At 38.9% G+C, this 19,957-nt stretch carries 19 protein-coding genes; 14 read left to right on the forward strand and 5 right to left on the reverse strand.

The window, feature by feature from the left end; translation table 11 throughout:
- The first annotated feature begins 9 nt into the window (after nucleotides 1-9).
- The 3 genes from FQ204_RS03970 to FQ204_RS03980 all read left to right on the forward strand — a co-directional run bounded on the left by FQ204_RS03970 (nucleotide 10) and on the right by FQ204_RS03980 (nucleotide 4,816).
- Entirely contained in the window at nucleotides 10-3,375 is a 3,366-nt protein-coding gene (locus FQ204_RS03970) for an ABC transporter permease (RefSeq protein WP_144208862.1), read from the forward strand.
- Nucleotides 3,376-3,465: 90 nt separating this feature from the next.
- A complete protein-coding gene (locus FQ204_RS03975; protein WP_144208865.1) occupies nucleotides 3,466-4,308 on the forward strand; it encodes a metallophosphoesterase family protein in 843 nt (280 codons plus the stop codon).
- A 58-nt stretch (nucleotides 4,309-4,366) separates the two neighbouring features.
- Entirely contained in the window at nucleotides 4,367-4,816 is a 450-nt protein-coding gene (locus FQ204_RS03980; protein ID WP_144208868.1) for an Rrf2 family transcriptional regulator, read from the forward strand.
- 38 nt (nucleotides 4,817-4,854) lie between these two features.
- On the opposite strand, the gene FQ204_RS03985 is transcribed toward FQ204_RS03980, so the two are convergent.
- Entirely contained in the window at nucleotides 4,855-5,631 is a 777-nt protein-coding gene (locus tag FQ204_RS03985; protein WP_144208871.1) for a glycyl-radical enzyme activating protein, read from the reverse strand.
- A 131-nt stretch (nucleotides 5,632-5,762) separates the two neighbouring features.
- Here FQ204_RS03985 and FQ204_RS03990 point away from each other — a divergent pair, with 131 nt between their 5' ends.
- The 11 genes from FQ204_RS03990 (at nucleotide 5,763) to FQ204_RS04040 (ending at nucleotide 16,208) form a co-directional block, all read left to right on the forward strand.
- Nucleotides 5,763-6,506 (forward strand): DeoR/GlpR family DNA-binding transcription regulator, encoded by a 744-nt coding sequence (locus tag FQ204_RS03990; RefSeq protein WP_144208874.1) that lies wholly within the window; start codon nucleotides 5,763-5,765, stop codon nucleotides 6,504-6,506.
- 17 nt (nucleotides 6,507-6,523) lie between these two features.
- Nucleotides 6,524-7,486, forward strand: a complete 963-nt coding sequence (locus FQ204_RS03995; RefSeq protein ID WP_144208877.1) for a sugar-binding transcriptional regulator — start codon at nucleotides 6,524-6,526, stop codon at nucleotides 7,484-7,486.
- Nucleotides 7,487-7,693: 207 nt separating this feature from the next.
- Nucleotides 7,694-8,011 (forward strand): PTS lactose/cellobiose transporter subunit IIA, encoded by a 318-nt coding sequence (locus tag FQ204_RS04000; protein ID WP_144208879.1) that lies wholly within the window; start codon nucleotides 7,694-7,696, stop codon nucleotides 8,009-8,011.
- Nucleotides 8,012-8,042: 31 nt separating this feature from the next.
- A complete protein-coding gene (locus tag FQ204_RS04005; RefSeq protein ID WP_144208882.1) occupies nucleotides 8,043-8,363 on the forward strand; it encodes a PTS sugar transporter subunit IIB in 321 nt (106 codons plus the stop codon).
- Between the two features lie 2 nt (nucleotides 8,364-8,365).
- Nucleotides 8,366-9,667, forward strand: coding sequence for a PTS sugar transporter subunit IIC (locus tag FQ204_RS04010; protein WP_144208885.1), 1,302 nt, complete (start codon nucleotides 8,366-8,368; stop codon nucleotides 9,665-9,667).
- A gap of 159 nt (nucleotides 9,668-9,826) precedes the next feature.
- A complete protein-coding gene (locus tag FQ204_RS04015) occupies nucleotides 9,827-12,268 on the forward strand; it encodes a glycyl radical protein (protein ID WP_144208888.1) in 2,442 nt (813 codons plus the stop codon).
- Nucleotides 12,269-12,282: 14 nt separating this feature from the next.
- The gene (locus FQ204_RS04020; RefSeq protein ID WP_144208891.1) at nucleotides 12,283-12,951 is read left to right on the forward strand and encodes a fructose-6-phosphate aldolase; all 669 of its coding nucleotides are present in this window, start codon (nucleotides 12,283-12,285) and stop codon (nucleotides 12,949-12,951) included.
- Nucleotides 12,952-12,981: 30 nt separating this feature from the next.
- Nucleotides 12,982-14,073, forward strand: coding sequence for a glycerol dehydrogenase (locus FQ204_RS04025; protein WP_144208894.1), 1,092 nt, complete (start codon nucleotides 12,982-12,984; stop codon nucleotides 14,071-14,073).
- Nucleotides 14,074-14,243: 170 nt separating this feature from the next.
- The gene (locus FQ204_RS04030; RefSeq protein WP_144208897.1) at nucleotides 14,244-14,873 is read left to right on the forward strand and encodes an NAD(P)-dependent oxidoreductase; all 630 of its coding nucleotides are present in this window, start codon (nucleotides 14,244-14,246) and stop codon (nucleotides 14,871-14,873) included.
- A 38-nt stretch (nucleotides 14,874-14,911) separates the two neighbouring features.
- Entirely contained in the window at nucleotides 14,912-15,766 is an 855-nt protein-coding gene (locus tag FQ204_RS04035; protein ID WP_144208900.1) for a VOC family protein, read from the forward strand.
- A 10-nt stretch (nucleotides 15,767-15,776) separates the two neighbouring features.
- Nucleotides 15,777-16,208 (forward strand): pyridoxamine 5'-phosphate oxidase family protein, encoded by a 432-nt coding sequence (locus tag FQ204_RS04040; protein ID WP_144208903.1) that lies wholly within the window; start codon nucleotides 15,777-15,779, stop codon nucleotides 16,206-16,208.
- Nucleotides 16,209-16,328: 120 nt separating this feature from the next.
- Here FQ204_RS04040 and lysS read toward each other — a convergent pair whose 3' ends face one another.
- The 4 genes from lysS to FQ204_RS04060 all read right to left on the reverse strand — a co-directional run bounded on the left by lysS (nucleotide 16,329) and on the right by FQ204_RS04060 (nucleotide 19,877).
- Complete coding sequence (lysS, locus tag FQ204_RS04045; RefSeq protein ID WP_144208907.1) at nucleotides 16,329-17,816, reverse strand: lysine--tRNA ligase; 1,488 nt, start codon at nucleotides 17,814-17,816, stop codon at nucleotides 16,329-16,331.
- 82 nt (nucleotides 17,817-17,898) lie between these two features.
- Nucleotides 17,899-18,540: a histidine phosphatase family protein gene (locus FQ204_RS04050; RefSeq protein WP_144208910.1), complete on the reverse strand. Its 642-nt coding sequence runs from the start codon at nucleotides 18,538-18,540 to the stop codon at nucleotides 17,899-17,901.
- Nucleotides 18,541-18,552: 12 nt separating this feature from the next.
- Nucleotides 18,553-19,035, reverse strand: a complete 483-nt coding sequence (locus tag FQ204_RS04055; RefSeq protein ID WP_144208913.1) for an aminoacyl-tRNA deacylase — start codon at nucleotides 19,033-19,035, stop codon at nucleotides 18,553-18,555.
- Nucleotides 19,035-19,877 carry a DUF368 domain-containing protein gene (locus FQ204_RS04060; RefSeq protein WP_144208916.1) on the reverse strand — a complete coding sequence of 281 codons (843 nt, stop codon included), beginning with the start codon at nucleotides 19,875-19,877 and terminating at the stop codon, nucleotides 19,035-19,037. Before FQ204_RS04060 ends, FQ204_RS04055 begins: the two co-directional genes overlap by 1 nt.
- Nucleotides 19,878-19,957 lie beyond the last annotated feature (80 nt).

Consider the following 19,957-nt stretch of genomic DNA (forward strand, 5'->3'; position numbering starts at 1 on the left):
AGTGGTGATATGAAAAAATCCATTCTAAATAAGGACATCTGGCTCTCTTTTCGTCAATCCAAAGGACGCTTCCTATCTATTATGTTTTTGATGATGTTAGGTTCTTTTGCACTAGTGGGACTGAAAGCAGCTAGTCCAGACATTGAAAATTCAGCCAATCGTTATCTTTCACAGATGAAAATGATGGATTTGGCAGTGATGTCAGACTATGGTATCAGCAAAGTTGACCAAAAAGAACTTAATGGAATTCCAAATGCACAGATAGAATATGGTTATTTTACAGATACGGTGATTGGAGATAGTTCAACTTCTGTTCGAGTTTTTTCTCAGACAAATAAAATTTCTAAGTTCAAGCTTGTCTCAGGGCAGTTTCCAAGCAAGGAAAATCAGGTAGCTTTGGCTAGTTTTTATCAAGGAAAATACAAGATTGGCGATAGCATTACTTTAAATGAAGAAGGAACCAATGATTATGCTTTGAAGCAGCATACCTTTACGGTGACGGGATTCGTCAATTCAAGTGAATTGGCTTCGACGATTTCTCTTGGCAATTCTAACTCGGGGAGTGGTACCTTGTCTGCTTATGCAGTAGTGACGCCAAAAACGTTTCAAAGTTCAGTCTATACAGTTGCTCGTTTGAGGTATGATGATTTAAAATCATTCAATTCTTTTGGAGACTCCTATCGAAAAAAGGTAAAACAGCATGAAAATGAGCTGGAAAAGCTAGTGGCCGATAATGGAAAAAATCGTTTATCAGAGATAAAAGTCCAAGCACAGGCAAAAATTGCGGACGGCGAAGCAAACATTCAAACTTCTCAACAAGCATTGGAAGACGCCCAACGGCAATTAAGGACTGCGCAGGGTCAAATTGATCAAAAAAGAGCAGATTTAGAGCTTGCTCAAGGTCAATTAGCTGAAAAAGAAAGTTTACTTGTGCAAGGAGCCACTCAAATTGCACAGGCTGAACAAACTTTAGCAAGCTCGAAAGAAAAATTAGATACAGCCGCCGCTCAACTGTCTTCAGGTTGGGCACAATTGAACCAAACGAAAATCCAATTAGATCTGGCAGCTAGTCAGTTATCTGCTGCAAAAGAAAATCTAGCAAACGGTCAAGCTACATTAGCTACTGCGCAGGCAGAATTGGAAAAAGGTCAAACGCAGCTTGCAGCTGCAAAAACTGATTTGCAGACAAAAATAGCTGTGCTACAAGCACAAGGAATTGATCCAACAACAGTGCCTGAAATTGTTGCAGCACAAACTCAACTAGCACAAGAAGAAGCAAAATTAAATCTTGCACGCGCAGAACTGGAGGAAAAGCAGGCTGAATTTCAAACTGGACTGGCACAGTACAAAAGCCAAGAAGCGCTTTATCAAGCAGGACTTGCCCAATACCAATCTGCGGCTGAGACATTGAATGCGAAACAAGCTGAATATGATGCAGGCTTGGCTGCATATCAAAGTGGTCAAGCAACCTTAAGAAATAAACAAGCCGAGTACCAAGCAGGTCAAGACCAATTGGCGCAAGCAAAACAACAAATCGCAGAGGGTCAGACGCAATTAAACCAAGCTCAGGCGACATTGAACGATAAAAAAACTGAATACGAAAAGCAAAAGAAAGATGCTGAAACAAAAATAAAAAATGGGCAAGCAGACATTCAAAAGGCAAAAGATGAAGTAGCTGGCTTGTTTGTACCAACCTACCGCGTGTATACACGTCGGACATTTCCAGGAGCTGATGAGTACACAACAACGGCAAATCGTGCTTATGGAATCTCAGCTGTAGGGAATGCTTTTCCGATTGTATTGTATCTGGTAGCGGCCCTTGTAACAGTAACGACGATGACGCGTTTTGTCAGTGAAGAACGCACAAATGCTGGCGTTTTAAAAGCTTTGGGTTATCGGAATCAAGATGTCGTTAAGAAATTTGTCATTTATGGCTTGGTTTCAAGTTTGTTAGGTACAGTAATGGGAAGTTTGTTAGGTACTTATTTCTTACCGTACATCTTAGGGAAAACGATTTTTAAGACATCAACTTATCCAGCATTGCGATTAGACTTTTATTGGGAAATCAGTCTCATTGCTCTTGTGTGCTCGGTCTTGTGTGGCGTTGCACCAGCCCTTTATATTGCCCACAAAGAGTTGAAAGAAAAACCGTCTCAATTATTGTTACCCAAGGCACCTACTAAAGGCTCAAAAATCTTGTTAGAGCGGATTGACTTCATCTGGCGTCGCCTTAGTTTCACGCAAAAAGTAACAGCTCGAAATATCTTTCGTTACAAGCAAAGAATGCTGATGACTATTTTTGGTGTGGCAGGCTCCGTCGCCCTCTTATTTGCTGGTCTGGGGATGTCTTCTTCCATGGAAGGTATGGGAAGTCGGCAGTATGGAGAAATTATCAAATACGATGCGGTCATTTCGCAAAAATATCATCTCAAATCGGACGAGCAAGCAGCAATCAATCATTTATTAGCAGATAAAAAAATAGCTAAAAAGCACGGCATTTATCAGGAAACATTTACCAAAAAAATCAAGGGTGCTAAAGATGAACAATCTCTTGCGTTATTTGTGACAACAGGCAAGGATTTTCATCATTTTATGGAACTCTACGACAGCCGAAGCAAAGCGAAGTTGAAGCTGTCTTCGCATGGAGCAGTCATTTCTCAGAAATTAGCAACTATTATGAGCATTTCTGTCGGGGATACTTTTGAGGTGACATCTGACGAGGGGAAACGCTATAAAATCAAAGTTTCTGGTATCGCTGAAATGTATGCAGGGCATTTTATCTTTATGAACCAGGGCTATTATCAAACGGTATTTGCTCGCAAATTCCAAGAAAATGCTTATCTGATAAAATTGAAAGATCCCTCTAGTAAAAATATACAAGATACCGCAGCAGCCTTCATGAAATTAACAGGCGTGCGAGCAGTCGTACAAAATACGGGTATTTTGGAACAAATTGATGTCATTGTCAAATCTCTTGGCTTTGTGATGCAGATTTTAACCTTTGCCTCTATTTTACTAGCCATTGTGATTCTTTATAATTTGATGAACATCAATGTTGCAGAGCGGATTCGAGAATTATCAACGATTAAAGTATTGGGATTTCATAATAAAGAAGTCACGCTTTATATTTATCGAGAGACCATTCTTTTGTCTGTTATTGGTATTATTGTAGGCTTGTTTTTGGGGAATATCTTACATCGCTCCCTTTTAGAGACGATTGCTCCAGATGCCTTTCTTCTCAATCCGACAGTATCGGTGTTTGTATATCTTGTACCAGTCTTTTCTATCATCATGATTTTGATTGTCTTAGGCTTTATGGTCAATGCAATTCTGAGACGTATTGACATGTTGGAAGCGTTGAAGTCGGTAGATTGATGAGGCAGTAAAACTTTCACTCAAACTTGGGAGTGGAAGTTTTTTCTTGGTTTGTTATAATATTTTATAAAGGACAGATGAAACGGTACAATGAAACGAAAAATTGCTTTATTATCAGATATTCATGGAAATGTAACGGCATTAGAAGCTGTTTTGGCGGACGCTAAAAAGGAACAGGTGACCGATTACTGGTTTTTAGGAGATTTATTGGCACCGGGAACGGGGCGAAGGAAGATTCTTGACTTAATGGTTGCTTTACCGATTAGTCTTCAAGTACGAGGAAATTGGGAAGATAGCATTTGGAATGCCCTTCATGGAAAATTAGATATCAGTCGCCCTAGTCATTTATATATGGTTTGTATGTGCCAGTATCTTTTGGAAGAAGTCACGCCTGAAGAACTGAACCGATTGCATGAATTGCCTTTGCAGCTTTTGACAAAAGTTGGCGATTTAGAAATCGCTGTGACTCATCATTTGCCAGATAAAAATTGGGGACGAGAGTTGATTCATATTGGTCAACAAGAGAACTTTGACCGCCTGTTTGAAGGTCATCATTGTGCCATTGCCATTTATGGTCATATTCATCAGCAATTTCTTCGTTATGCGACGGGTGGGCAGATGATTATCAATCCAGGCTCTATCGGTCATCCGTTCTTTCTAGATGCTTGTTTGCGAAAGGATCTGCGAGCTCAGTATGCTATTTTAAAAATTGATGAACAAGGTTTAGCAGATGTTGACTTTAGGCGAGTTGCTTATGATGTAAATAAAGAATTGGAAATGGCGAGAATATTGAAATTGCCTTATTATGAAGTGTATTACGAAAGTTTAGTCAATGGAATTCATCATACGCATAACCATGATTTACTTCGGGCGATTAGTGAGCGAGAAGATTATGTTGCACATCTCAAGGAGTTTTTGAGAAGTAACACTTGAAGTTACAACATAAATAAAGTATACTAGTAATAGAATCAGCAAATGAAAGGAGTTTTACATGCAAATTTCGAGTCGTTTTACCATTGCCACGCACATGCTGACTGTTATAGCACTAGAATGTCAAGAACATAAGGTGACTAGTGATTTTTTAGCTGATAGCGTTGGAGTAAATCCTGTCATTATTCGCAAGACTTTATCACAGTTGAAAAGTGCAGATTTGATTTCTGTAGCGCGTGGAACGGGCGGAGCTGTCATCAGAAAAGATTTAAAAGACATTACCCTTTTGGATGTTTATCAAGCAGTAGAAAGTCTAGGCAAATCTGGGCAACTCTTTAGCTTCCATGAACATCCCAATCCATCTTGCCCCATTGGCAGAAATATTCACTTCGTTTTAGATGATAAATTAGCGGAAATTCAAGCAGCAATGGAAAAAGAATTGAGTAAAACCAGCCTTGCAGATGTCGTCGCATCTGCCCAAGAAGAGATAAAAAAACAATCCGTTTCGTGAGGAATGGATTGTTTTTGTAGTATAGAGAAGGAGAGAATTTAGAAATAACAGTGGATTTGATGATTGAGAAAAATTTCTTGATAATCCAATAAATCTTCCGGATGAAGTGCTTTGACATTCTCCATTTCGTATTTTCTTCCTAATAATTTGTATTTATTTTCTCCAAATTGATGAAAGGGAAGCAGCTGGACTTGATTGATTTTTAATTCGTTAAATAAGGTTGCAAAATGTTCTGCATCTTCAAGGGAATCATTAAATTTTGGAATAACAGGAATTCTGAGAACAATTTCTTTTCCAATGGAAAAGGCGTAATGAATATTTTTGATGATTAAATGGTTATTTACCCCAGTAACCTTGTGGTGCCGAAGGGTATTGTAATGTTTCAGATCAGTATAAATAAAATCAACATATTGGATTAGATCTACAAATTTTTCGTGCTCTGCAAAAGCAGTTGTTTCAATGGCAGTATGAATTCCTCTTTTTTTGGCGGCTTTAAGGATTGCTTTGGCAAATTCAAATTGGGCAAATATTTCTCCACCAGATAAGGTCATGCCGCCACCAGATTCCTCGTAGAAATCAATGTCTTTCATTACTTCGTTGATAATTTCTTCAACAGAACGTTCCTCTCCCATGATAATTTTTTCTTTACTAGTTGCATCTAACATAGGTTCAGGACGTTTTCTTTGAGATTCGGGATTGGAGCACCAAGGGCAGCGAAGCGGGCAACCTTTGAGAAAAACGGTTGTACGAATTCCAGGACCGTCGTGAATAGAGAAATGCTGGATATTAAAAATAATTCCCTTATCTTGAGCCATTATTGGAAAGTCTCCTTTTCTTTTTATGATTTTATTTTATCATACAAACGAAAGAAATACAATTACGAACGAAAGATATTTTTATTTTATTTATTTCATGAATTCTGTTAAAATAAGAAAGAGGTGACAATATGGAAAGATTAGATGAAATTATTAACCTAGTTTCACAGTATGAAAAGATTGATGTCAATACATTATCTGAAACTTTGCATGTTTCGAAAGTAACAATTAGAAAAGACTTAGATAAACTAGAGTCTAAAGGATTATTACACCGTGAGCATGGCTATGCAGTTTTGAATAGTGACGATGATCTAAATGTCAGATTGTCTTTTCACTATAATACAAAACGCAGCATTGCAAAAGAAGCAGCTAAGTTAGTAAAAGACAATGAGACTATTATCATTGAGTCCGGTTCGACTTGTGCTTTATTGGCAGAAGAAATCTGCCAAACAAAGCGAAATGTTAAAATTGTTACGAATTCTTATTTTATCGCAGATTATGTGAGAAATTATGATTCCTGTACAATTCTTTTGCTTGGTGGAGAATTTCAAAAAGATTCTCGAGTAACTGTAGGGCCTTTGCTAAAAGAGATGATTCAATTTTTTCATGTAAAACATGCTTTTGTAGGAACTGATGGTTATGATGAAGAACTTGGCTTTACTGGAAAAGATTTGATGCGTAGTGAAGTGGTACAATATATGTCTGAAGCGTCAGATGAATTAATTGTTTTGACAGATTCTAGTAAATTTGCAAAGAGTGGAACAGTTAAGCGCTTTGGACTGAAACAGGTCGCTCAGGTCATCACGGATTCAGGTATTTCTGATGCACTTGTCCGTAAATTAGAAGCTGCCAAAATTAAGTTGACCCTAATCTGATTTGAAGAGGATTCATCATGAAAAATGATAGAAAGAAATTGCTTGCCAAAGTAGCTTACCTTTACTATATAGAGGAAAAAAATCAAGCACAGATAGCAGCAGAAACAGGGATTTATCGAACAACTATCAGTCGTATGCTAGCAGAAGCTAAAAAAGAAGGAATTGTGAAAATTGAGATTGAAAATTTTGATACACATTTATTCCAAGTAGAAAATCATGTTAAGAAAAGGTACAATCTCAAAGGAATAGAGCTTGTCAGTAATGATTTAGACCTTTCTTCATCTGAACTGGAGCAAAAATTGGCACAGGCTGCAGCAGGCATGCTTAGAGGGTTACTAACCGATAATATGAAAGTAGGATTTTCCTGGGGAAAGAGCCTGAGCCTTTTGGTGGAACATTTAGGCGCTCGCCACTTAAAGAACATTCATTTTTATCCTTTGGCTGGTGGTCCTAGTCATATACATGCTCGCTATCATGTTAATACTTTGATTTACAGTATGGCTGGTAAGTATCATGGCGATTGTCGATTTATAAACGCGACCATTATTCAAGAAAATAAAGAGTTAGCCAAAGGTATTCTTTCTTCTAAATATTTTGAAGATTTAAAAAAGAGCTGGCAGGAACTTGATGTAGCTGTTATCGGTATCGGTGGTCAGGTTGAAGAAAAAAATCGTCAATGGCTGGATATGTTGACTTCAGAAGATTTTTCGAAGCTGAAACAGCTTGATGCAGCAGGTGAGATTTGCTGTCGCTTCTTTGATAAGAATGGACAAGCTATTTATGAAGAACTGCAAGATAGAACCATTGCAATTTCATTAGATAAATTAAAGACGATTCCCAATACATTTGCGTTTGCTTACGGTGACTACAAAGCACAAGCTCTTCTATCGGCTCTTCGTGCCGGCTATATTAACTATTTAGTCACAGATGAGCAAACGATTTTAAAAGTGTTAGAATTAGATCAGTCTACTACATTTTAAGTGTACTTCCAAAACCAGAATCTATCTGTTTTTTTTATTTAGCTTTCTGCACAAATGTGCGTTTTTGAAATTAACGAGAATATTTGCTAGATAAATATTGACTATTTACATGAAAGGTGTTAAATTTTAATTACGAAAGAAATGTAAGCGCTTTTAAAAGCAAGTTTTAAGCTTACGTAAACTAAGAAATTTTAAAGGAGGATACGAATGGAAGTCATCGTACCAGATCAAATTATTATGGGGCTTATCCTCAATGCAGGAGATGCCAAACAGCACATCTATCAGGCTTTGTCTTATGCAAAAGAAGGAAAATTTGCAGAGAGCGATAAAGAGGTAGAACTTGCAGATAACGCTTTGTTGGAAGCCCATAATATGCAAACGGAATTTTTGGCTCAAGAGGCTAGTGGAACTAAAACAGAAATTTCTGCTCTCTTTGTTCATTCTCAGGATCACTTAATGACAAGTATCACAGAGGTCAATTTAATTAAAGAAATCATTGATTTACGAAAAGAATTAAAACAGTAAAATAAAAACCATTATTTAGGAGGAACCAATCATGGTAAAAATCGGATTGTTTTGTGCTGCTGGCTTTTCAACTGGCATGTTGGTCAATAATATGAAAATTTCAGCTACAGAGCTTGGTTTAGATGCAGAAATTGAGGCTTATTCCCAAGGAAAGTTGGCTGAATATGCTCCAAATTTAGATATTGCTTTGTTGGGACCACAAGTGGCCTATACTTTAGAGAAGTCTAAACTTATTTGTGATGAACATCATATTCCAATTGCAGTGATTCCAATGGCGGATTATGGAATGTTAGATGGCAAAAAAGTTTTGAATCTGGCATTGAGCTTATTGCAACAAGAACAAGGAGTTTGACGATGGCTAAAATAGATGCTCAAAAAATCATTACCCCTATTATGAAATTTGTGAATATGCGCGGCATTATTGCTTTGAAGGACGGTATGTTGGCAATTTTGCCTTTGACGGTTGTCGGAAGTATCTTTCTGATTGTTGGACAGCTGCCGTTTGAAGGGCTAAATCAAACGATTGCAGGTGTCTTCGGGAAAGACTGGACGGAGCCATTTATGCAGGTTTATTCAGGAACATTTGCAATTATGGGGTTGATTTCCTGTTTCTCAATTGGCTATTCTTATGCTAAAAATAGTGGTGTAGAGCCGCTACCAGCAGGTGTTCTATCTGTGTCTTCTTTCTTCATTCTTTTAAAATCATCTTATGTGCCGGAAAAAGGAGAAGCGATTGCAGATGCTATTACAAAGATCTGGTTTGGTGGTCAAGGGATTATCGGAGCTATTATCATTGGCTTGGTTGTTGGCAGTATTTATACAATGTTCATTCAGAAGCATATTGTTATTAAGATGCCAGAGCAAGTCCCTCAAGCGATTGCCAAACAATTTGAGGCTATGATTCCTGCTTTTGTGATTTTCTTCCTTTCTATGGTGGTTTATATCCTTGCTAAAATGCTGACAAAGGGTGGTACTTTCATCGAAATGATTTACGGTGTTATCCAAGTACCGCTGCAAGGGTTGACTGGTTCTCTTTACGGGGCAATCGGTATCGCCTTTTTCATATCTTTCTTGTGGTGGTTTGGTGTGCACGGGCAATCCGTTGTCAATGGTGTAGTAACTGCTCTCTTGCTTTCAAATCTGGATGCTAATAAAGCCTTGCTTGCTGCTGGAAAGTTATCTGTCGACAAAGGAGCTCACATTGTTACTCAGCAATTCTTGGATAGTTTCCTCATTTTGTCTGGTTCTGGTATTACTTTTGGCTTGGTGGTGGCGATGCTTTTTGCAGCTAAGTCTAAGCAATACAAAGCACTGGGGAAAGTTGCTGCTTTCCCAGCAATCTTCAATGTCAATGAACCGGTTGTCTTTGGTTTTCCGATTGTCATGAATCCTGTCATGTTCTTGCCATTTATTCTGGTACCGGTTTTTGCAGCTGTAATTGTTTATGGTTCTATAGCGATTGGTTTTATGCAGCCATTTTCAGGAGTGACCCTACCGTGGAGCACGCCAGCTATTATTTCTGGTTTCTTGGTAGCAGGATGGCAAGGTGCAGTCATCCAAGTTATCATTTTAGCCATGTCAACTCTTATCTACTTCCCATTCTTTAAATTCCAAGACAATCTTGCCTATAGCAATGAATTAAATGTACAAGAATAATCTACATTTATAGCAAGCCATTCTGATATTATTTGGGCACAAATGTGCAAAAAAAGATAAATAATGAAACAGCTGATAAATCATTGCATTATTATAATTTACATGGTATGATAGTTACGAAAGTAAATAAAATAATTTCATAAGAAAGGTTGTGTTGTGATGATTAAGGTAAAGGAAGTAGAAAAGACAACGATAAAGACAGGTTATTTTGGTAGTTTAACCGACCGAATGAACAAATATCGGGAAGATGTGTTAGACAAAAAACCATATATTGATGCAGAGCGAGCTGTCTTAGCAACAAAAGCTTATCAAGAACACAAGGAAAAACCGAATGTTTTGAAGCGCGCTTATATGCTCAAGGAAATTTTGGAAAATATGACACTTTATATTGAAGATGAAACGATGATTGTCGGAAATCAAGCTTCATCCAATAAAGATGCGCCGATTTTTCCGGAGTACACTTTGGAATTTGTTCTGAATGAACTCGATTTGTTTGAAAAACGAGACGGTGATGTCTTTTATATCACAGAAGAAACTAAGGAACAGCTGCGCAATATTGCTCCGTTCTGGGAAAATAACAATCTCCGTGCTAGAGCAGGTGCTCTTTTGCCAGATGAAGTACAAGTGTATATGGAAACAGGCTTCTTTGGCATGGAGGGCAAGATGAACTCGGGTGACGCTCACTTAGCGGTTAACTATCAAAAATTGCTCCAGTATGGTTTGAAAGGTTTTGAAGAGAGGGTGCGTGCGGCAAAAGCTGCTCTTGACTTAACAGATCCAAGCAGTATTGATAAATATCATTTTTATGATTCAATTTTTATTGTCATAGAGGCTGTCAAAACTTATGCAGATCGTTTTGTTGCGTTAGCAACTGAGTTGGCAGAGCATGCGACTCCAAAACGTCGTCAGGAATTATTGGAAATTGCTCGCATTTGTTCCAAAGTGCCTTACGAACCGGCTGAAACGTTTGCTGAAGCTATCCAGTCTGTTTGGTTTATCCAGTGCATTTTACAGATTGAGTCTAATGGTCACTCCCTCTCTTATGGACGTTTTGACCAATACATGTATCCTTATGTCAAGGCGGACTTGGAAGCTGGTCGTGAGACAGAAGAGAGCATTGTCGAACGTTTAACCAATCTCTGGATTAAGACTATTACTATCAATAAAGTACGCAGTCAGGCTCATACCTTCTCGTCTGCTGGTAGTCCTTTGTATCAAAATGTGACAATTGGTGGGCAAACACGTGATAAGAAGGATGCTGTAAATCCTCTTTCTTATCTGGTTTTGAAATCTGTTGCGCAGACGCATTTGCCACAGCCAAACTTAACGGTTCGTTATCATGCTGGCTTGGATGCTCGTTTTATGAACGAATGTATTGAGGTTATGAAGCTGGGATTTGGAATGCCTGCTTTCAATAATGACGAGATTATCATTCCGTCCTTTATCGCCAAAGGTGTTTTGGAAGAGGATGCTTATGACTATAGTGCGATTGGCTGTGTTGAGACCGCTGTACCTGGTAAATGGGGTTATCGTTGCACGGGTATGAGCTATATGAATTTTCCGAAAGTGCTCTTAATCACCATGAATGACGGGATTGATCCGGCATCTGGCAAACGTTTTGCGCCAAGTTTTGGACATTTCAAAGATATGAAGAGTTTTGCCGAATTACAAACGGCTTGGGATAAGACCTTGCGTTATCTAACTCGAATGAGTGTTATTGTTGAAAATGCGATTGACCTTTCTCTGGAAAGAGAAGTACCAGATATTCTCTGCTCGGCACTTACGGATGATTGTATTGGTCGCGGCAAGCATTTGAAAGAAGGCGGAGCAGTTTATGACTATATTTCTGGCTTGCAGGTTGGAATTGCTAATCTTTCAGATTCTTTAGCAGCTATTAAGAAATTAGTCTTTGAAGAAAAACGATTAACCACTGCTGAGTTGTGGCATGCGCTGGAAACGGATTATGCGGGTGAACGTGGCAAGGAAATTCAAAAAATGTTGATTTCTGATGCACCGAAGTACGGCAATGATGATGACTATGCTGATAAGCTGGTTACAGATGCTTATGATATTTATGTGGACGAAATTGCCAAATACCCGAACACGCGTTACGGACGTGGACCGATTGGTGGTATTCGCTATTCAGGGACATCTTCCATTTCTGCTAATGTTGGGCAAGGACGTGGCACATTGGCGACACCAGACGGTCGCAATGCAGGTACGCCGCTAGCAGAAGGATGCTCTCCATCACATAATATGGATAAGAACGGTCCAACTTCTGTTTTGAAGTCTGTCTCAAAATTACCAACGGATGAGATTGTCGGAGGTGTCCTATTGAATCAAAAAGTCAATCCGCAGACCTTGTCTAAAGAAGAAGATAAAATGAAATTGATTGCTTTACTTCGTACGTTCTTTAATCGTTTGCATGGTTATCATATTCAATACAATGTTGTTTCTCGAGAAACTTTGATTGATGCTCAGAAACATCCTGAAAAACACCGTGATTTGATTGTGCGTGTTGCAGGTTATTCAGCATTCTTCAATGTACTTTCTAAGGCGACTCAGGATGATATTATCGGACGTACAGAACATACATTATAGAAGAGGATTTATATATGGAATTTATGCTTGATACTTTAAATATAGAAGAAATCAGGAAATGGTCGCAGATTTTACCATTGGCTGGTGTCACTTCTAATCCAACGATTGCTAAGAAAGAAGGAGAGATTGATTTTTTTGAAAGGATAAAGACGGTCAGAGAAATGATTGGTCCTGTCCCCTCTATCCATGTTCAAGTCGTTGCTAAAGATTACGAAGGAATTATCAAAGACGCCGAAAAAATTCGAATAAATTGCGGTGAAAATATTTATATCAAAGTCCCTGTGACAGAAGCCGGTCTGGCTGCAATAAAGACTTTAAAAGAAGATGGTTATAAGATTACAGCTACGGCTATTTATACAACATTTCAAGGTTTGTTAGCCATTCAAGCTGGTGCGGATTATTTAGCACCTTACTATAATCGAATGGAAAACTTGAACATTGATGCAGATGCAGTCATTAAGCAATTATCAACGGCGATTGCATTAGAAGGTTCGTCTAGTAAAATCTTAGCGGCTTCCTTTAAGAATGTAGGTCAAGTCAATCAAGCATTTGCAGATGGTGCTCAAGCCATCACAGCAGGCGCAGATGTGTTTGAATCAGCTTTTGCCATGCCATCTATCTCCAAGGCAGTAGATGATTTTGCAGCAGATTGGTCATTCATTCATGGTCAAAAGTATATCTAATCTCTATTTTTAGGTAGAAAGAGGTTGCTGATGAGAGTTTTTGCAAGCCCTTCTCGCTATATTCAAGGTGAAGATGCTTTATTTGAAAATGCAAAACAGATTTTGAACTTAGGAAACCATCCAGTTTTGCTTTGTGATAACACTGTTTATCAAATTGTAGGAAAGAAGTTCCAATCCTATCTTACTCGTTATGGGCTTCATGTATTGCATGTCAACTTTAATGGCGAAGCTTCAGACAATGAAATCAATCGAGTAGTTGCCTTAGCTGAAAAAGAAAGAGCAGATTTGGTAATTGGGCTTGGTGGAGGAAAAACCATTGACAGCGCCAAGGCGATTGCTGATTTATTAGAAGTGTCTGTTGTCATTGCACCGACCATTGCTTCAACAGGTGTACCGACTTCAGCTCTTTCTGTAATGTATACTGAGGAAGGTGCATTTGAAAAATATATCTTCTACAGTAAGAATCCAGAGCTCGTTTTAGTAGATTCAAAAGTTATTGCACAGGCTCCGAGACGCTTGTTAGCTTCAGGAATCGCAGATGGCTTAGCAACATGGGTTGAAGCGCGAGCTGTTATGCAGTCAAATGGATTAACAATGCTGGGACAAAGGCAGAGTCTAGCAGCTATTGCCATTGCCAAAAAATGCGAAGAAACTCTTTTTGCGGATGGTTTGCAGGCGCTGGCTGCTTGTGAGGCACAAGTGGTAACACCGGCTCTTGAACATATTATTGAAGCTAATACGCTTCTCAGTGGTGTTTGTTTTGAAAGCGGTGGTCTAGCTGCTGCTCATGCTGTGCACAACGGATTTACAGCACTAACTGGAGAGATTCATCATCTGACTCACGGTGAGAAAGTTGCTTATGGGACTCTAACGCAGCTTGTTCTTGAAAATCGTCCAAAAGAGGAGTTGGAAAAATACATTCGTTTCTATCAGAAGATTGGCATGCCAACGACTTTGGCGGAAATGCATTTAGAAAATGCTATTTATGACGACTTACTAAAAGTTGGAAAGAAAGCAACAATGGAAGGGGAAACGATTCATCAAATGCCTTTTAAAATTTCTGCTTCAGATGTTGCACAGGCTATTTTGGCTGTAGACCAATATGTAAGTGATTTAGAATAAAATGATTTTTACTATTAAATTAAAGAGATCTCTAATAAAAATTGAGGTCTCTTTTAGTTTCAAAAACTTTTTAGTTGTAACTATTGACATTACAATAAAACGTGGTATACTATAGTTGTAATAAAAAAAGTTACAACTAAAAATAACAAACAATTTCGGAGGAAATCACTATGAAAATCGCAGTCGTAGCAGCAAATGGAAAAGCAGGACAACTCATCGTTGAGGAAGCTGTAAAACGTGGACACGATGTAACAGCTATTGTTCGTTCTGAAAATAAAACACAAGCACAGCACCTACTTAAAAAGGGCTTGTTTGATTTGACAAAAGAAGATTTGGCGGGTTATGATGTGGTCGTTACAGCTTTTGGTGCTTGGACACCAGAAACGTTGCCGCTTCACAGCAAATCTATTGAGCATTTCAATGATTTGTTGGCGGGAACAAGTACGCGTTTCCTAGTTGTGGGTGGTGCTGGTAGTCTTTATGTTGACAAGGAAAAGAAAGTCCGCTTGGTAGATACAGCAGAATTTCCTGCAGAGTATAAACCACTTGCTAGTGCTCAAGCAGATGAATTGGACTTGCTTCGTACAAAGAAAGATTTGAATTGGACCTTTGTCAGCCCAGCAGCAGAATTTATACCAGATGGTGCTCGTACGGGTGAATATATCTTAGCGGGCGATTTCTTTACAGTTAATGAAGCAGGAGAAAGTAAGATTTCTTATGCTGATTACGCTATTGCCTTTGTCGATGAAATCGAATCTGGAAAACATATTCAAGAACGGATTTCAGTTTTAGGAAAATAGAGAGCGTAACCGTTCTGTACTTATTTGGGAGAACTGTAATGGATTATCCATATAAAAGTCATATTTATTTAGCTGAAGTTGTACTCAATGTTCAAAGTCTTGAACGACAAACAACTTTTTATCATCAGATATTAGGTCTGGAAATTTTGCTCCAGACAGAACAAGAAGTCATTCTTGGTCGTGGCGAAAAAGCTTTAGTACACTTGAGGGAAGTTCAAGATAAAACGCCGATTCGTCAACTTTACGGTCTTTATCACATGGCGTTTCTCTTGCCTTCTCGTCAGGACTTAGCTGATATTCTAAAACATTTGCTCGAATATCAGATTCCTTTGGTAGGAGGAGCAGATCATGGTTACAGTGAAGCTATTTATCTGGAAGATTTAGAAGGAAATGGCATCGAGCTTTATTGGGACAAGCCAGTGTCCGAGTGGGATATTCGTGAAGATGGTCGGATTATCGGAGTGACCGAAGAGCTGGATGCTCAAGCCATTTATGAACTGGGGCGGGAGCTAGAGCCTTTCACGATCGCTACAGGAACTCGCATGGGTCATATTCACCTGTCGGTGAACAATAGCAGATCTGCTAGCCAATTTTATCAAGCAGTATTGGGCTTGTCTGAAAAATTTAGCCTTCCTTCAGCTAGTTGGCTTGCTTCTGGAGATTATCATCACCATTTGGCCGTTAATGAATGGGGAGGACCTCATTTAGAACAGCGTCAACCTGACCAGCTGGGTCTGGCCTATTTTACCGCAGAAGTAACTGATAAGGAGCAATTGATTGCTATCCATGAACAAGCTCAAGCAAAGGGCGGAAGAAGTGAATGGTTGTCTTCGTCAGAACTCCTTGTTACCGACCAAAATGGGATTGCTTTTTTGGTGCGCAAGGTTAAGTAGGAGGAATATAATGGATTACCTTAAAACTTTGGTTCAAGAGATTCACTCGGTTGTAGTGGCAACAGTTGATGAGGCAGGAAATCCTCATACTTCTGTTATGGATATGATGCTTGAAGATGGACAGACTGTTTATTTCTTGACAGCCTCCTTTAAGTCATTGTTTAAACGTTTGAAAGATGATGGACGTGTGTCGGTGACTGGTATGACACAGGGGAATGGGACCATGGAGCGCAAGTCCATTACTTTGACAGGCCAGGTAGAGCATATAGGCAAAGAAAAGCTGGAGGAACTTCTTGCAGCGAATCCCTATATGTATGACATTTATCCAACAGAAGAAGGGCGTTCCTTTCTAGAAGTATTTCGTTTTAAGCATGCAAGGGGAGAATTTTATGATTTAACTCAACTTCCTCCTTTTCAAGATAATTTTGAAATTAAACTGTAAAAGAAAAAGCACAGCAATCCTGTCTATCATTTTAAGAGAGGCAAGATTGATGTGTTTCTTTTATTTTTTAATGTCTATTTGACAGCGAGCGGTTTGAGAAGAGCCGCTCGTTTTGTCGATTTATTTCATCGTAGGGAAAAGCAATACATCACGGATAGAGGTGACATCTGTCAACAGCATAATCAAGCGGTCGATTCCAATTCCGAGACCTCCAGTTGGTGGCATGCCGTATTCAAGAGCTTCTACGTAATCGTAGTCAATGCCAGTTGCTTCGTCATCTCCGAGTTCCTTAGCTTTGGCTTGCGCTTCAAACCGCGCTAATTGGTCGATTGGGTCGTTCAACTCTGTAAAGGCGTTGGCAAATTCGCGTCCAACGATAAAGAGTTCAAAGCGGTCTGTAAAGCGTGGGTCATCCGCATTTTTCTTAGCTAGCGGAGACACTTCTACTGGATGACCATAGATAAATGTAGGCTGAATTAAGGTATCTTCAACGAAATCTTCAAAGAAAGCATTGATAATGTGACCAACCGTAAAGTGTTTTTCAACCGTTACATGATGCTCCTTAGCCAGCGCAGTCGCTTCTTCGAGAGTCATATCTTTCCAGAAATCAATGCCAGTTTGTTCTTTAATGGCTTCTAGCATGTGCTTGCGTGCAAATTTGCGACCGATAAAGATTTCAGTACCTTGATAAGGAACACTTTCAGCATCTGTCACAGCTTTCGCCGCACTTTGGATAATTCCTTCTGTCAAGTCCATGATATCTTCAAAGTCTGCATAAGCCTGATAAACTTCAATTGTAGTGAACTCAGGGTTATGAGTGGCGTCCATTCCTTCATTTCGGAAAATGCGACCCATTTCATAGACACGCTCCATACCACCGACGATTAAGCGTTTTAAGTGCAATTCGGTTGCGATACGAAGTACCATGTCAATATTTTGTGCATTGTGATGAGTAATAAACGGACGAGCAGCAGCACCACCAGCTTCGTTGTGTAGCACAGGCGTTTCAACTTCAAGGAATCCTTGGTTGTCCAGATAGCGGCGGATTTCAGAAACAATACGGCTGCGAGTCACAAAGCGATCAAAACTTTCACGATTGGAAATCAAATCCAAATACCGTTTACGATAAATCGTTTCAACGTCTGTCAGTCCGTGGAATTTTTCTGGCAATGGACGAAGTGCTTTAGAGAGGTGTGTAATGTGAGTTGCTTTAATTGAAAGTTCCCCCATATCTGTACGCATGACCTCACCTTCAATACCAAGGAAGTCGCCAATATCTGCTTTTTTGAAAATTTGATAATTCTCTTCGCCGACAGTATCTTTTCTGACGTAGATTTGAATTTGGCCTTCGCGGTCTTGGATATGAGCAAAACCGACTTTTCCTTTGCCACGCTTGGTCATAAGGCGGCCAGCAATTGTAGCCGTTTCAGCTAATTCGTGCAACTCTTCTTTTGTTTTATCACTATATTTTTCTTTTAATTGGGCAGAATCTGCAGTACGTTCAAAACGTTTACCAAATGGGTCAATACCTTGTTCTGCTAAAGCAGCCATTTTTTCACGACGAATCAGCTGCTGGTCATTTAATTCTTCAATATGTTCAGTAGTCATATTCTTCCTCCTAAAGTTTACCTTTCTCATTCTATCATAAATAAGGCAGAAATTCACCTATAAATAAAGAAAAACCGTGATTTTATACGCTCACGGTTTCAATTGTTTCTAAGTGGTCAACATTATTCCAATCAAGAAGTGTAAAATGCTCAAAATCTTGTGTTTCAAGAATGGTGACACTTCCATTTGTAAGACCGCCCTGCTGACGAAGTTGAGCAAAGTCATAACCTAATAATAAACGTAAAGAAGCAGTTAAATTCGCTCCATGACCAACAAAAAGAAGATTTTCATAAGAATGTCCTTTTTGTGATTTGATAAAGTTAATCGTTCGGTTTGTCGTGTGATAAACCGACTCCGCGCCAAAAATAGAATTGTTAAATTTCGCCAGATTGTGACGGAAAGCTTGCATCTGCTGAGGGTAGATAGCAGTAATCGTAGCAATTTTCTGTCCTTCTAGGGAGCCGAGTTGCCATTCACGTAACTCGGCATGCGGTTCAACGACTTGTGAAAAATGATTTTCACTATTGATAATCTGTGCAGACGCCATTGCGCGTGGTAAATCGCTTGAAAAAATTTTGTCAAATTTGATATGAGACATGTGTTTTCCAAGTAAGTGCAATTCTTCGATAGAAGTCTCAAGCAGCGGTGAATCACCATTGGCTCCTTGAAAGCGTCCTTCTAAATTCCATTGAGTTTTTCCGTGTCGAACGAAGTAGAGTTTCATACAAGTTCCTTTCTATTGTGAATCCTCTTTTATATCTGCAAAGGTCGCCTTGACAAAATCAGCTAAATCCTTTGCGCTTATTTCAATACTGTGTCCTAATTCTCCAGCTGAGACGATAATAGTCTTGCGTGTTAAAGCTGAATTGTCAATATAAATAGGAAAGTGGTGCTTTTGACGAATACCGACGGGATTATTTGCACCATGAATATAACCAGTCGTTTTTTCCAAATCCTTCTGCGGAATCATGCTGACTTTTTTGTTACCAGATATTTTTGCCAATTTCTTTTCTGCAAGATGTTCTGTTATAGGCAAAATCCCAATAATCATTCCAGTTTTATCGCCTGTTAGGGCTAATGTTTTATAAATCTGTGAGCGTTCTATTCCTTCGGGCAATTGTCCTTCTAAAGCATTGATTTGAAGTCCCCTGTGGCTGACCTTAGCTTTCGTCAAGATCTGTTCGACTAAGGTTTTCTTGATTTTTGCTTTTTTAGCCATTATTTATACTTTTCCTCCAATTGACTCATCCAAGCGCCCAGCCAAGTTCCTAAACCAAAGAAGAACGCAGCAGTAACAAAAGTGATGATAGAAGTATTAGCATAATGAATACTTTCGCTATTTCCAGGGTTTGGTACCAAGATGAGAACAGTGCTAGACAAGACAATACCAATGATAAAATGGTACACTCGAGAATGATAATTTTCCAAAGCATAATTCATGGATTTTGAAAAAATCACCAGTGCGAGGAGACCACCAATTCCGATTGGTAAAAAAGTCCCTAAAATATCTAAAGATTTAAAACCAGTTAGCATCGGAGAATACAGCCCCAAAATTAAGAGCAAATTTGAAGGACTTAAACCTGGAACGAGAATTCCTAGTGCAATTAAAGCACCAGCCAAAATAAAAGTCAAGAAATTTACAGGTAACGTTCCAACGAAACTATTGAGGAAATACAAGCAAATCCCAGAGATGAAAAAAGTGGCTACGAACCAAATGACATCGGTTTGGTCGCGGTCAGATTCTCTAGTAGATTCCTTTAGTAAACTTGGGATCGTACCAATAATCGCTCCTGCAAATCCCCATAAAACAATGATTTTATAATGCTCTAATAAATATTCAACCGGTAGGGAAAATAGTGCAATTCCTAAAACCATTCCAATGCCAACGGGTAAAAAATAAAGCACATTTTCTCGAAAATTTTCCTTTATGTGCGCTAGAAAATAAATCATCCGCTCATAAATCCCCAAAATAGCGGCTAGAACTCCACCAGATACTCCGGGGAGAATAAATCCGAGCGCGATAACAGCGCCTTTAAAAATTCTTATCAACCAAGAAATCATTCATTACTCCCTAAACTTTTCTTTGTTAGTCATTATAACATATTTAGTAACAAGAAAGTAGTGCTAACTGGACGAGAAGA

Source organism: Streptococcus constellatus, assembly GCF_902167705.1.
GTDB classification, from domain to species: domain Bacteria; phylum Bacillota; class Bacilli; order Lactobacillales; family Streptococcaceae; genus Streptococcus; species Streptococcus constellatus_A.